This window comes from Mesorhizobium sp. M6A.T.Ce.TU.016.01.1.1, assembly GCF_003997065.1.
Classification (GTDB): Bacteria; Pseudomonadota; Alphaproteobacteria; order Rhizobiales; family Rhizobiaceae; genus Mesorhizobium; species Mesorhizobium mediterraneum.
Genome location: NZ_RZTJ01000002.1, coordinates 94,714 through 108,893, shown reverse-complemented (window position 1 = coordinate 108,893; position 14,180 = coordinate 94,714). Strand labels below are relative to the sequence as shown.

Annotated in this window: 11 protein-coding genes; 4 read left to right on the top strand and 7 right to left on the bottom strand. The window is 59.9% G+C overall.

Annotated elements, in window-relative coordinates:
• Positions 1-19 precede the first annotated feature (19 nt).
• From gmd to EOC94_RS03905, 4 genes are all read right to left on the bottom strand, one after another.
• Complete coding sequence (gene gmd / locus EOC94_RS03920) at positions 20-1,114, bottom strand: GDP-mannose 4,6-dehydratase (RefSeq protein ID WP_127288659.1); 1,095 nt, start codon at positions 1,112-1,114, stop codon at positions 20-22.
• Positions 1,115-1,272: 158 nt separating this feature from the next.
• On the bottom strand, positions 1,273-2,550 hold the full coding sequence (locus EOC94_RS03915) for a sugar transferase (protein WP_245465485.1): 1,278 nt from the start codon (positions 2,548-2,550) through the stop codon (positions 1,273-1,275).
• Between the two features lie 256 nt (positions 2,551-2,806).
• The gene (locus EOC94_RS03910) at positions 2,807-3,370 is read right to left on the bottom strand and encodes a transcription termination/antitermination NusG family protein (protein ID WP_185928147.1); all 564 of its coding nucleotides are present in this window, start codon (positions 3,368-3,370) and stop codon (positions 2,807-2,809) included.
• Positions 3,371-3,807: 437 nt separating this feature from the next.
• Positions 3,808-4,398 (bottom strand): biotin transporter BioY, encoded by a 591-nt coding sequence (locus tag EOC94_RS03905; RefSeq protein ID WP_095486142.1) that lies wholly within the window; start codon positions 4,396-4,398, stop codon positions 3,808-3,810.
• 116 nt (positions 4,399-4,514) lie between these two features.
• Between EOC94_RS03905 and EOC94_RS03900 the strand changes: the two genes are divergently transcribed.
• Positions 4,515-5,423: an MBL fold metallo-hydrolase gene (locus EOC94_RS03900; RefSeq protein WP_127288655.1), complete on the top strand. Its 909-nt coding sequence runs from the start codon at positions 4,515-4,517 to the stop codon at positions 5,421-5,423.
• Positions 5,424-5,426: 3 nt separating this feature from the next.
• On the opposite strand, the gene EOC94_RS03895 is transcribed toward EOC94_RS03900, so the two are convergent.
• Both EOC94_RS03895 and EOC94_RS03890 read right to left on the bottom strand, forming a co-directional pair.
• Positions 5,427-6,209, bottom strand: a complete 783-nt coding sequence (locus EOC94_RS03895; RefSeq protein WP_185928146.1) for a DUF1499 domain-containing protein — start codon at positions 6,207-6,209, stop codon at positions 5,427-5,429.
• Positions 6,210-6,285: 76 nt separating this feature from the next.
• Positions 6,286-7,914: a fatty-acid--CoA ligase gene (locus EOC94_RS03890; RefSeq protein WP_127288653.1), complete on the bottom strand. Its 1,629-nt coding sequence runs from the start codon at positions 7,912-7,914 to the stop codon at positions 6,286-6,288.
• Positions 7,915-8,093: 179 nt separating this feature from the next.
• Between EOC94_RS03890 and EOC94_RS03885 the strand changes: the two genes are divergently transcribed.
• The 3 genes from EOC94_RS03885 (at position 8,094) to EOC94_RS03875 (ending at position 11,194) form a co-directional block, all read left to right on the top strand.
• Complete coding sequence (locus EOC94_RS03885) at positions 8,094-8,450, top strand: hypothetical protein (protein ID WP_095486222.1); 357 nt, start codon at positions 8,094-8,096, stop codon at positions 8,448-8,450.
• A gap of 151 nt (positions 8,451-8,601) precedes the next feature.
• Positions 8,602-8,991, top strand: coding sequence for a DUF427 domain-containing protein (locus EOC94_RS03880; RefSeq protein WP_127288651.1), 390 nt, complete (start codon positions 8,602-8,604; stop codon positions 8,989-8,991).
• Between the two features lie 286 nt (positions 8,992-9,277).
• Positions 9,278-11,194: a calcium-binding protein gene (locus tag EOC94_RS03875; protein ID WP_210212056.1), complete on the top strand. Its 1,917-nt coding sequence runs from the start codon at positions 9,278-9,280 to the stop codon at positions 11,192-11,194.
• Between the two features lie 279 nt (positions 11,195-11,473).
• Here the strand turns inward: EOC94_RS03875 and ppdK are convergent, their stop codons facing one another.
• The gene (gene ppdK, locus EOC94_RS03870; RefSeq protein ID WP_127288649.1) at positions 11,474-14,161 is read right to left on the bottom strand and encodes a pyruvate, phosphate dikinase; all 2,688 of its coding nucleotides are present in this window, start codon (positions 14,159-14,161) and stop codon (positions 11,474-11,476) included.
• Between the last annotated feature and the right edge of the window lie 19 nt (positions 14,162-14,180).

The window sequence follows — 14,180 nt, the reverse complement described above, 5'->3', positions numbered from 1 at the left end:
GACCAGGCCCAAAAGTCGCTTACTGCGCCGCAACGCTAATGCGATCCTCGTCCAGGCGCCGGTGCTCCGATTCCCGCTTTACCGTTTCAAGGTCGGACTGAACCATTTCCTGAACCATCGTGGCGAGCGACGTTGTCGCCTTCCATCCGAGAACGCGCTCCGCTTTCGAGGCGTCGCCGATCAGAAGCTCTACCTCAGTCGGCCTGAAATAGCGCGGATCCACCTCGACCAGAACGGCGCCCGATTTCGCGTCGATGCCTTTTTCGTCGACGCCGGAACCAACCCATTGGATCTCGGTCCCCACCTCGCTGAATGCAAGCTCGACAAAACGGCGGACGGAGTTCTTCACTCCGGTTGCAAGGACGTAGTCGTCGGGCACGTCATGCTGAAGAATTCTCCACATGCCTTCGACGTAATCACGGGCATGGCCCCAATCCCGTTCAGCCGACAGATTGCCGAGGTAGAGCTTGTCCTGAAGGCCCAGGCTGATTGCAGCAGCCGCGCGCGTAATCTTGCGGGTGACGAACGTCTCGCCGCGCATCGGGCTTTCGTGATTGAACAGGATGCCGTTGGAAGCATGGATATCGTAAGCTTCACGGTAATTCACGGTGATCCAGTAGGCGTATATCTTTGCTGCCGCATAAGGTGACCTGGGATAGAAAGGCGTCGTCTCCCGTTGCGGAATCTCCTGCACCTTGCCGTAGAGCTCGGAAGTCGATGCCTGATAGAAACGCGTCTTTTTTGTCAGGCCAAGCAGCCGGATCGCTTCGAGGAGACGCAATGTACCGATCGCGTCGGCATTCGCCGTATATTCCGCGGTCTCGAAGCTCACCTGGACATGCGATTGTGCGGCGAGATTGTAGATCTCGTCTGGCTGCACTTCCTGGACGATGCGGATGAGATTGGTGGCGTCGGTCATATCACCGTAGTGAAGCGACAGCCTTACGTTCTTTTCGTGCGGGTCCTGGTAGAGATTATCTATGCGACCGGTGTTAAACGACGAGGAACGCCGCTTGATGCCATGGACATCATAGCCCTTTGCCAAAAGAAGTTCCGCCAGATAGGCGCCATCCTGGCCGGTGATGCCGGTGATGAGTGCGGTTTTCCTAGTCATTGTGCTTTCTCCGAGCTCGATACGACGTTATTCTCAACGCTGATCAGCGCAACTTTAGACATTACGAATACCCATTTCAAAAAAGTTGGTGGCTACCCGCCCCGTGGGGCGGGAGAGCAGCGGCTGGGTTACGTCGGCAAACAATCTTCGCCGCCTTGTCAACGCGCACCAAAGCCTGTCAGCATGGTTCGGATGGTACGAAACACAATCAGCACGTCCAGCCAAGGGGAGAAGTTCTTGATGTAGTAGAAGTCGTAGTGAAGTTTTTCCAGAACATCGTCCACGGCCGCAACGTGGCCCTGATTGACTTGCGCCCACCCCGTAATGCCAGGCCGAACGATGTGCCGGTATCGATAGAATGGCAGCTCGGCCTCGTACCACTTAGAGAGTACGAGTGCTTCCGGGCGCGGTCCGATCCAGCTCATCTCGCCGCGCAGGATGTTGAAGGCTTGCGGCAATTCGTCGATCCTGGATTTTCTGAGGAACTGCCCAAGGCGCGTAATGCGTGCATCGCCGGCCTTTGTGATGGCCTCTTCCTTTTCGTCGCCAACCGCGGCGCCGAGTTTCATCGTCCGAAATTTGTAAACCTCGTAGATCTTTCCTCTGTATCCCATTCGTCTTTGCCTGAATAATGCCGGCCCAGCCGAGTCAAATCTTATCGCAGCCGCCACGAACAGGAGCAACGGTGAAAAAATTACAAGAATAAGTAGTGCCGCAACCCAGTCAATCGCCTGTTTAATCTTTAAATAAGCCTGGTTAGGATTCAAGGATCCTAAAGTATTCTCAGAAAGATGCTCTATCTCTACTCGACCCGTGAGCGACTCGCTGATCTGTTTGACATGGTAGACTGGCGTTCCCGAAAGCGCGCGATCGGCAATATACCGCTCCCACTCATCCGAAAGATCAGAACGAAGATCGGCAACGACACCATTTACCCGGTCAATGATGGTATCGGGCGAGGCAAGCCAATGCCAATTCACGCCTCCAATCTCTTCAAGACGACCGACGGCCCCCCCTGGAATCACGGCGAGGCTGTAGGGATCCAAGCGTTTGCTCAAGATGCTCAGGCCGAAATACCAGAGGATTGACAGTGTCAAGCTGCTGGCCGCCTGGAAAGCGCTGTAGTCGATACGAAACAAGAAAATTGCCAGGTACACGAATCCGTAGCACAGGGAAAAGGTTGGCAAAATATAACCGGCGGCCGCAACGCCCGGGAAATTTCCTATCCGGCGAAACGAAAAGAAACCGGCAGTATGCGCAACAATGCCTGCGAAAACCGTGATCTGCAGATTGGAATAATACAATATTTGAGGATCAACCACCATGCGGATCAGCGCAGGGGCCAGAATGGCAAAAGCCAATCCGCCAAGAAGTTGAAACCTAACGCGGTGCAGCAGGTGCCGTTGATTACGCGGTTTTATGATGGGAGCATTCAACTCTAAGCGCTCTCTGATAGGTTTGCCGAAATAGCTAGGAATCGTAGGGCACTCAACGCAGAATGTGGAAATTGTCGGGTCCAGTAGACATTCGCTCAAGGGCACCTTGCGAACGCAACGAATACGGCCTGTGCGGCAAAATCCCGTTTGTTTTACCGATCTCGATGGGCTCCAACAATGGCTACCGCACTCCCGGGTGAAACCCGAGAGCCGACTTTCCAACAGTCTACACCGCATGACCGAGCGACAATTGCGGTTATGCGATCGCGACGAGTTCCCTTGAATCCATGTCAACAGGAATCTCGCCATTCATGATGGCAACCAGAACCCGGGCTCTTCCAGCTGGATCGAGCCGGTCAAGGCGGCCGATCATCTCCGCGAAAGGACCTGAAAGAATCCGAACCGATGCGCCCGCAACGAGGCCTCCGCTGAAATCAAGCAGTCCATCCCTGCCAGTCAGAGCTATGAACCGCTCCACCAACCCCGACGGAACCGGCAATGGCCGTTCGCCCTGCATGATGAGTGAGCGCACACCGAACGTTCCATTGACCGAGCGCCACCGCTGCAGCGCGACGTCGAGGGCGATGAACATATAACCTGGAAAATAGGCCGCCGGTCGCGTCTCGATGCGCCGGGCATGACGTGTGGTCTTCTCGCAGCGAGGCGTAAACGGGTGAAACCCCTGCACCCGGAGATGCCGTTCGGCGACGTCTTCTTTTCCCGGAAATACGCTGGCGGCATACCAGCGTGCGGCGGTGCCGGTTGCGGGCCGTTGCAACGATACAGTCGCCTTAACAGTTATTTTTTCCGGGCTAATCACACGTCTCGCTCTCGGCGGTTTTCGGCATGGCTGACGGCAAGGGTTACGACAGCGTGAAGATACCAGCAAGCAACCATCTCGCGAGAATCAAGCTTGGTCGAAAAAGTCCTGTTAATTGTCCACTAACTTTGGCTGCACCTAAAAGTCATCGAGCCGCTTTCTTTTTTAGCTATCCAGCAGGGGTATCGAGCAATTGCGTCGATATGTAGCTGCTTGGTTACGCTGACTCGCGGCGAACCGCTGGCACTTCTGGTCCTTAATCGGTCGATTTGAACATAGTGTGACGGTTATCGTTAGCAAAGCGTTACCGACCACTTGGCGGCGGCCTGCTTTGACGAGAACTCGCGGCCAGGCCGTCGCTGAAACAGGACCACGCAATCACAGGCCTGTGGTTGCGTGGACTCGATCAGTGCCGCGCCCGATCTATCGACCAGAGTTCAGGAGCGTTTGAGCAGCGACCAGACGGCTGGCACTAGGCTCGCCGCCAGGGCGACCTTGATCAGGTCGCCGACGATGAAGGGCACAACACCGAACTGCCATGATTTTTCCGGGCCGATGAGCAGCGCCAGCCAGGCAAAACCCATCGCCATCATGATGATTTCGGCAACCAGAATCGCATTGAAGAGCTTGACCGGATGGCGATCCCAGCCGCGATCGGCGGCCCAGCCGACGATCGCGGCCATGACCACGAAGCCGGCAAGATAGCCGCCGGTCGAGCCGAGCATGTAGGCGATGCCGATGCCCTTTTCCGGCGTGCCCTGGAAGACTGGGAAGCCCATGGCGCCCTCCGCCATGTAAAGAAGCAGCGTGGCGACGCCGAGGCGCATGCCGAATGCTGCGGCGATCAGAAAGACGGCTAAGGTTTGCATCGAGATGTCGACCGGCCCGAGCAAAACCCTCGTCTTGGCCGACAAGGTCAGCACCAGCGTTCCAACGATCGCAAGCAAAAGCTGCGTCATTAGCCGGGTCGCGCCCTTTTCAGGCAAAGCGAGAGAAACAAGCGGACGCATCGTCGTTACAATTGCCATGGTCTTCCCCATTTCGGACTGCCGCAGAGCGCGGCCTTGCGTTTTCCTATATTGGCTTCCGTGTTATGCGGCAATCGGTTTTGCCGTCTCTGGAACAGAGCTGAACGACATTCGCCATGGCGCTGGAATTCGACACACGCTTCGACCCGTCCTACGGCCACAGTGTGACCGTAGCGCCCGACGTGCTTCGAATTACCGCCAAAAACCCCAGCCCGTTCACCTTTTACGGCACCAACAGCTACATCGTCGGGCGCAAGACGCTGGCGGTGATCGATCCGGGACCGGATGACGACGCGCACCTCAAGACACTGATCGAGGTGATCGGAGACAGGCCGGTCAGCCACATTTTTGTCAGCCACACGCATCGCGATCACTCTCCGCTGGCAGCGCGGCTGAAGCAGCATACCGGCGCAATTGTCCTGGCCGAAGGCCCGCATCGCCCGGCGAGGCCGCTGCGCATAGGCGAGGTCAATCCGCTCGACGCCAGCGCCGACATCGCCTTTGCTCCCGACATCACACTGCCCGACGATGAAGTCGTCAACGGCGACGGCTGGGCGATCAGAACAGTGCTGACGCCAGGTCATGCCGCCAATCACGCGGCTTTTGCGCTGGAAGGAACCGGTGTCCTGTTCTCGGCCGATCACGTAATGGCCTGGGCGACCACCATCGTTGCGCCGCCGGACGGCGCCATGTCCGACTACATGGCCTCGCTGGATCGGCTGATCGAGCGCGACGATCGCCTGCTGCTGCCCGGTCATGGCGGGCCGGTGACCGCGCCGCGCAGGTTCATGCACGAGTTGAAGACGCATCGCAGGATGCGCGAACAAGCGATCCTCGAACGGATCAGAAGCGGCGACCGGACGATCAAGGACATGGTCAAGGCTATCTATCGCGATACCGATCCGCGCCTTCATGGCGCTGCCGGATTGTCCGTGCTTGCCCATCTGGAGGACCTAGTGGCGCGCGGCCTGGTGAGCACCGACGGCGATCCGGCGATCGACGGCATTTTCGCGCCCGTTGCGTAGGCGCTACTCGGTCGGGGCCGTGCCGACCTGGCCGGCGACTTCCTGATCCAGTTCGGCGAGGAAATCCACGATGCGGGCCGCATTGTCGCCAAGGTCGTAGCGGCCGTAACGCGACGCCGAACGCATGTCGACGATGATCGCATCGCCATCGTCGGTCACACGGACAGCGACGTCGGCGGGAAGGCTGAGGATGAAGCTCTTGGCCAGGGCGTTGATCGTCACCTCGCTTTGCCCGATCGCGCGGGGAAACGGCGCCGTAAGCTGCCAATCCCGCCGATCGAGCACGGTTTCGACTGCTTCCAGGACGCGATCGAACGGCAGATTGTAGCTGCGTCCAGTGACAAGCGGATAGGTCTCGGTCTGCAGGCGCTGCTCGCCGGGAGTCGGTGGCGAAAGCGCGTTCATATCCCCGGTCCGGGTGCTGGTGTCGAGCATCGGCGGATCGTCGAAATCCGTCGAGATGTCCCTGAGCGGCGGGTAAGTCGCTGCCCAGTAGGCAGCAATGCCAAAAGGAGCAAGCACCAGCAGCGCCAACAACGTGCCGACGGTGAGATCGCGACCGCCACGGTCGCCGAAATTCCACAGTCTCGAAAAGGCAAATCCGGCGAACAGCAAGGCAAAAGCAGCAAGCAACGCGACAATGCCAAGCACCCAGAGGAAAGCCGGCGTTTCAACCAGGCCATATCGATGGCCGATAAGAACGGTCAGTAGCAGGACCGCCGAAAAAGCGCCTGTGCGCCGCGACCAGCCGGCCACCTTCGACGTCTGTCGCTCGGGAGTTTCCATTATCCGCACTGCCCCAACCCGAACGGGCGTTTAGAGCCCTTTAGCGGCGGCTTGAAGGCGAAAGACGTCATCTCCGTCAATCCGTCGGCAGGCGATAGTCCCTGAATTGCTGGCGCAGGGTGGTCTTCTGGATCTTGCCGGTGGCGGTGTGGGGAATTTCGCCGACGAAGGCGACGTCGTCCGGCATCCACCACTTCGCCACCTTGCCGTTCATGAAAGCGAGAATATCCGTCTTGGTCGGCTCCCGGCCCGGCTTGCGGACGACGACAAGCAAGGGCCGTTCGCCCCATTTCGAATGTTGGATGCCGATCGCGGCTGCCTCCGCCACATCCGGATGGCCGACCGCGAGATTCTCGAGCTCGATCGTCGAAATCCATTCACCGCCCGATTTGATGACGTCCTTGGCGCGATCGGTGATCTGCATATAGCCGCCCGGGTCGATATGGGCGACGTCACCGGTATCGAACCAGCCTTCTTGATCGAACTGTTCGGATCCGACGCCGCCATAATAGGCGCGCGCGACTGCCGGACCGCGGACCTTCAAGCGCCCGAATGTCTTGCCGTCCCATGGCTGTTCCTTATTGTCGTCGTCCGTCACCTTCATTTCGACACCGAACGGCGGATAGCCCTGCTTGCTCTGGACGTCGAGCCGGGCTTCGCCCTCGAGCCCGGCACAGCCCGGCTTCATGGTGCACAGGGTGCCGAGCGGCGACATCTCGGTCATGCCCCATGCATGGATGACCTCAACATCGTAATTGTCCTGGAACTTCGCCGTGATCGCGCGCGGGCAGGACGAGCCGCCGATGACGACCCTCTTCAGATAAGGAAGGTTCTTGCCGGTCTCTTCCAGATGTTGGAGCAGCATCATCCACACTGTCGGCACGGCGGCGCTGAACGTCACCTTTTCGGTGTCGAGCAACTCATAGATCGAGGCGCCGTCCATCCTGCAGCCAGGCATGACCAGTTTGGCGCCGATCATCGGGCCACTCTGGCCAAGGCCCCAGGCGTTGGCGTGGAACATCGGCACGACCGGCAGTATGGTATCGCGCGACGAGAGGCCCATGGCGTCGGGCATCGCGGCGATCATCGCGTGCAGCACGTTCGAGCGATGGCTGTAAAGGACGCCTTTCGGATCGCCAGTCGTGCCCGAGGTGTAGCACATGCCAGCGGCGGTGTTTTCATCGAACGTCTTCCAGGCGAAGGCGCCATCGGCTTCGTCAAGCCACTCCTCATAGGCAACGACGTTCGGCAGCGCCGTTTGCGGCATGTGCGCCTTGTCGGTCAGCACGATCACCTTTCTCAGCGATTTGACCGCGCCGGCGATCTTTTCAAGCAGCGGCACGAATGTCAGATCGATGAAGATCGCCTTGTCTTCGGCATTGTTCATGATCCAGACGATCTGCTCGGGAAACAGGCGCGGGTTGAGCGTGTGATAGATCGCGCCGACACCCATGATGCCGTACCAGGCTTCGATGTGGCGCGCCGTATTCCAAGCCAATGTGGCGATGCGGTCGCCAAGCCCAAAACCGTCACGCTCAAGCCGCTGGGCGGTTTTCAAGGCGCGGCGCTGTATTTGGGCGTAAGTGGTCCGGACGATCGGGCCTTCGATCGAACGCGACACGATCTCGCGTTCGCCGTGCTGCCTGGCTGCATTGTCGATGAGCTTGTGGCAAAGCAGCGGCCATTCCTGCATCAGTCCGAGCATTTTTTTCCTCCCATTGGTTTTTCGTTCCATTGTGGGGCGAACCAGCTGATTGTCCAGCCATGACCGGGCAGAAGCGGTGCATTGATCGAAAAGACAGGAAAACCGCCACAATCCGGCCATCCTCGGCGTTAACTTTGATTAATGGGCAAGGGTGCGATTGGCGAATGAAAGAGGTTCGCATGGACGCGCAGCTCGACGACAAGACTCTCGAAAATACGCTCGCCGAAAGCCTGGCTGATTTGGTGCCGGACACTAAGACCGTTTCCGAAGACGAATTTGTCGAAGTTGTCGGCGGCGCCCTTGAGGCGGTCGGCGGCACGCTGCTGTTCAAGATGTGCGTTCAGAACGAAGGCGAAGGCCAGCACGTTGCCGCGGCATGCGTCGGCGATGGCGGCAACCGCCAGTTCCTTCTGCTCACCTTGCCGACCGGCGGCGGTGCGCTGAAGGTCGAGACCGCATCGAGAAGCAGCAATCCGGTCGCCGGTATCGCCGCAGCCTATGCCGAGCTGATGGATGCGTTTCAGGCTGCTGCCTGATCGTTTCCAGCCCGGTTTAACGGGAGACCAGGCCGAAACCTGAGCCGCACGGCTGGCTGTGCGTCATTCCTAAAGGGCGACCTGGCGCAATGCATTCGCTCGCCACACTTATCCAGGACGGCGCAGCATGCCGGACAGGAGAACCCCGCCAATGGACCAGATCGCAAACCCCGCACCAGGCTTTCAACGCAATCCCGGCAAGGTCATCACCGTCGAGCCCTACCGCGGCACCGTCGCGGTGCGCAGCGGCGAAACCGTGATCGCCTCGTCCACGAAAGCGAAGGTGCTGACCGAGTCCCCCTACCCTTCAGTCTTCTACATTCCGTTTGCAGACATCGATTTCGACCAGCTTCGCAAGACGGAGTTCTCGACTCATTGCCCTTACAAGGGCGATGCGAGTTATTGGAGCGTGCTGCCTGCCGCCGAGGCGGGCAAGGACGCGATGTGGGCATATGAGCGGCCTTTCGACGAGATGGTCGAAATCCGCGATCACGGCGCGTTCTATCCCAACAAGGCGACGATCGAAGCCAAACCAGCCTGAGCAGGGACGGCTCGAGACCTGTCCTGCCGATCAGTCGGGGCCACCGCTGCCGAGGTCGAGCCGCACGAAGGTCAGCCTCCTGTCCTTCAGCGCCAGAAGATCGTATTGCCGCCATTAAGATTCGCGCAGGTTCGCACAAAGCCCGTGCAGTCAAATCACATGACAATTGGCGGTCCATCGAAGTTCAACGATTCTATCAATGGCGTGTCGCTAATTGATTAGGCGCTAATATGGGCCGTCGAGTAGGCAGGGATCGGGGGCTTCCGAATCAGACGAGGGATATCGCATGGCCACAATGCACTTCACCTGGGGCGCCTCAGCGGCCCAGGCCGCGGCCACTGGCTTCAACCTGGTCGATCTTCAATACGCGTCATCGGTCAACGCGTTGCCGGATGGCTCGAAGGCCCTGATCTGGCTCGGCGAGAGCAACGGGGTAACCCAGTCCTTTATCGACAAGGTAACGCCTCTCATCGGCAATCCGAAGGTTCTTGGATTTTTCCTGACCGACGAGCCTGATCCCACCGGCAGATACCATACCCAGGTCAGCGCTGCCAACCTGAAGGCGGAATCCGACTGGATCCATTCCCATTTTCCGGGCGCCAAGACTTTTATCACCCTGATGGACATGGGGTCGTTCGCAGATTCGGACTATTCCCACACCTACAATCCTGCCAACACAGGCATCGACTATTATGGAATAAACCCTTATCCCGTGCGCACGACTGCGGTGGACTTCAACTACATTGATAGAGCCGTGGCTGCGGCGTTGGAAGCAGGCATCCCGCAGAGCGCGATCATTCCAGTCTATCAGGCGTTTGGCGGCGGCGGCTGGGCGACCAATACGGGCGGATCGTATGTCATGCCCACGACGTCCCAGATGCAGACCATGATGGACCACTGGGAAAGGCTGGTTCCCAATCCTGCCTTTGACATGGCCTATAAATGGGCCTCGCAGAACGGCGAAACCTCGCTTGGCAACACTCCGTCGATGCAATCCTTTTTCCTGCAGCACAACACCAGCACCACGACCCCGCCTCCAACCGACGATGTTCTGGACGGCACAAGCGGAGCCGATGTGCTTCAGGCAGTCGGTGCCCGCACAATGACTGGCTATGGCGGCAACGACACCTATCATGTCGATGATGCTGGCGACAGGGTGATCGAGGCGGCGGGCGGCGGTTCGGACAAGGTGCTCGCTGCAGTGAGCTATGCGCTTACAGCCGGCTCGCATATCGAGCTCCTCGCCACCAACAACGCGGCCGGCACAGCGGCGATCAATCTGACCGGCAATGAGTTTGCCCAGACCATCCAAGGCAATGCCGGAGCCAACGTGATCAACGGCCTCGGCGGCGCCGACACGATGACCGGTTATGGCGGCAACGACACCTATTATGCCGATAATGCCGGCGACAGGGTGGTTGAGGCGACAGGCGGCGGTACCGACAAAGTGCTCGCCTCGGTGAGTCATGGGCTTACGGCCGGCTCGCAGATCGAGCTTCTCGCCACCACGAACCCGTCAGGCACGACGGCTATGAACCTCAACGGCAACGAGTTCGCCCAGACCATCCAAGGCAATGCCGGCACCAATGTCTTCAATGGCCTCGGCGGGGCCGACACGATGACCGGCTATGGCGGCAATGACGGCTACTATGTCGACAATGCCGGCGACAAAGTGATTGAGGTGGCAGGCGGCGGTCGCGACAACATAGCCACTACGGTGAGCTATGCGCTTGCGGCCGGCTCGGCGGTCGAGCTTCTCGCCACCAGGTATCCGTCCGCCACGACGGCAATCAACCTCACTGGCAACGAGTTCGCCCAGACCATCCAGGGAAATGCCGGCGCCAATATCATCAATGGCGGCCGTGGTGCCGACATCTTGACCGGCAACGGTGGCAATGATGCTTTCGTTTTCAACTCCGCCCTTGGAAGCGGAAATATCGACAGGGTCACTGACTTCAACACGCTCCAGGACAAAATCCACATCGACAACGCCATCTTTGCCGGGCTGAGCTCGGGCGCGCTCACATCCGCCGCTTTCTTTACGGGCGCGGGCGCGCATGATAGCTCCGACCATATTATCTACAACAGTTCAACTGGAGCGCTCTCCTTCGACAGCGACGGGATCGGCGGCGCAGCTCAAACACAGTTCGCCACCCTTTCTCCAGGTCTCTCGATTACGGCAGGCGCATTCTTTGTGACCTGAAGGAGCTGACGGGAAGCGACATGGTGGGAGGACCCGCGGTCGCCAACAGGGACAGGTGGACAAACTGCACCGTTCAGTCTGTCTCTTCTGGCGAGCATGGACGTTCCCGCGTGGACTCTTGCCGCACCGGCGAGTGCAGCGAGCGAAATGCGCCTCAAGAGACCATGCCCGAGAGGGTGCGCGTCAGCGAAAATCCGAATCGGGTTTTCGCTACGCTGGGGTTCGGTTCGACGGGATCATGCGCAAAGACCAGGTGCCGAAGCGTCGTTTGCGTCCCAATTAAACGGCGCGCGGCGCTGACGTCTTCGAAACCTGCACCGCCGCCTGAGCGGCAGCCAGCCTGGCGATCGGCACGCGGTAGGGCGAGCATGACACATAGTCGAGGCCGACCTCCTCGCAGAAATGGATCGACGCCGGATCGCCGCCATGTTCGCCGCAAATGCCGAGCTTGATGTCCGGCCGTGTCGCCCTGCCCTTTTCGGCCGCCATCCGCACCAGTTCGCCGACGCCCTCGATGTCGAGCGACACGAACGGATCCTGCTCGATGATGCCCTTTTGACGATAAGTCTCCAGAAACGAGGCCGCATCGTCGCGTGAGATGCCGAAGGTGGTCTGGGTCAGATCGTTGGTGCCGAAAGAGAAGAATTCGGCCGCCTCGGCGATGACATGGGCGCGGATCGCCGCGCGCGGCAATTCGATCATCGTGCCGGTAAGATAGGTGATCTTGACGCCGGTTTCCTCCATCACGCTCTTGGCGACGGCATCGATCCGCGCCTTGACATAATCGAGCTCCTTCACCAGGCCGACCAGCGGCACCATGATTTCCGGAACCACCAGCGCGCCGGCCTTCCTGCCGGCCTCGACGGCGGCCTCGAAAATGGCGCGCGCCTGCATCTCGGCGATTTCGGGATAGGAAACCGCAAGCCGACAGCCACGATGGCCAAGCATCGGATTGAATTCGTGCAGAGCCTCGGTGCGCTGCCGGAGCTTGTCGGGCGACACGTTCATGGCGGCGGCGACTTCGGCCACCTCTTCCTCGGTCTTGGGCAGGAATTCGTGCAGCGGCGGATCCAGCAGCCGGATCGTCACCGGCAGGCCGGCCATGATCTCGAACAGTTCGAGGAAATCCGAGCGCTGCATGGGCAAGAGTTTTGCGAGCGCCGTTCGCCGGCCCTTTTCCGTTTCGGCCAGGATCATCTCGCGCATGGCGACGATACGGTCGCCGTCGAAGAACATGTGCTCGGTGCGGCAAAGCCCGATGCCTTCGGCGCCGAAGGAGCGCGCCATGCGCGCGTCGAGCGGCGTTTCGGCGTTGGTGCGCACCTTCATACGGCGCACGGAATCGGCCCATTCCATGATGGCGGCGAAATCGCCCGAGAGTTCCGGCTGCAGCATCGGCACGGCGCCTTTCAGCACCTGGCCGTTGCCGCCGTCGATCGTGATGATGTCACCTTTGCGCAACGTCGACCCCATCGCCGTCAGCGTGCCGGCCCTGTAGTCGACGCGCAGCGAGCCCGCGCCCGACACACAAGGCTTGCCCATGCCGCGCGCCACCACCGCGGCGTGGCTGGTCATGCCGCCACGCGTGGTCAGGATACCTTCCGCCGCATGCATGCCGTGGATGTCTTCGGGACTGGTCTCGATGCGCACGAGGATCGCCTTGCGGCCTTGCGTCTTGAGCTCCTCAGCGTCGTTGGAGGAAAAGACGATCTCGCCGGTGGCAGCACCCGGAGAAGCTGGCAGGCCGATGCCGATCACATCGCGCGCGGCCTCCGGATCGATGGTCGGATGCAGCAACTGATCGAGCGAGGCCGGGTCGATGCGGGCGACGGCCTCTTCCTTCGAAATGAGCTTGTCCTGCGCCATTTCGACGGCGATTCTGAGCGCGGCCTTGGCGGTACGCTTGCCGGATCTCGTCTGCAGCATCCATAATTTGCCGCGCTCGATGGTGAATTCGAGATCCTGCATGTCGCGGTAATGCGTTTCCAGACGGTCGGAGATGGTGACGAATGACTGGAACGCATCCGGCATCAGCTTCTGCAGCGACGGCTTGTCGGAGCCGGCGGCAATGCGCGCCGCCTCGGTGATGTTTTGCGGCGTGCGAATGCCGGCGACGACATCCTCGCCCTGCGCATTAACCAGGAATTCGCCATAGAGCATCTTTTCGCCGGTCGACGGATTGCGGGTGAAAGCGACGCCGGTGGCCGAAGTTTCACCCATATTGCCGAAGACCATGGCCTGGACGTTGACCGCCGTGCCCCAGCTTTCGGGAATGTCGTGCAGGCGCCGATAGGTGATGGCGCGGCTGTTCATCCAGCTCGAAAACACGGCGCCGATCGCACCCCAGAGCTGCTCGTTCGGATCCTGCGGAAACGGCTTGCCGAGTTCCTCCTCGACCTTGGCCTTGTAGAGTGCAATCACGCCCTGCCATTCGATGGCGGTCAGTTCGGTGTCGAGCTCATGGCCGAGCCCACCCTTCTGGTCTTCGAGGATTTCCTCGAACACCTCGTGGTCGAGGCCCATGACAACATCGGAATACATCTGGATGAAACGCCGGTAGCTGTCATAGGCAAAGCGCGCATCGCCTGAATCGGCGGCCAGCGCCTCGACCGTCTCGTCGTTCAGACCGAGATTGAGCACGGTGTCCATCATGCCGGGCATGGAAGCGCGGGCACCGGAACGCACCGACACCAAAAGCAATTTCGAGGGATCGCCGAAACGGCGCCCGGTCAGCCGACCGATATGATCGAGGGCGACCGCGACATCCGCTTCCAGCGAGGCCGGATAGCAGCGCTCATTGGCGTAGTAGGCGTTGCAGACCTCCGTGGTGATGGTGAATCCCGGCGGCACGGGCAGGCCCAGGCTGCACATTTCGGCGAGATTAGCACCCTTGCCGCCCAGGAGGTTCCTGTCGCCGGCACGGCCTTCTGCGGCGCCGTCGCCAAAGGTGTAGACCCATTTGGTCATGCTTGCTCTCCGGTTGCAG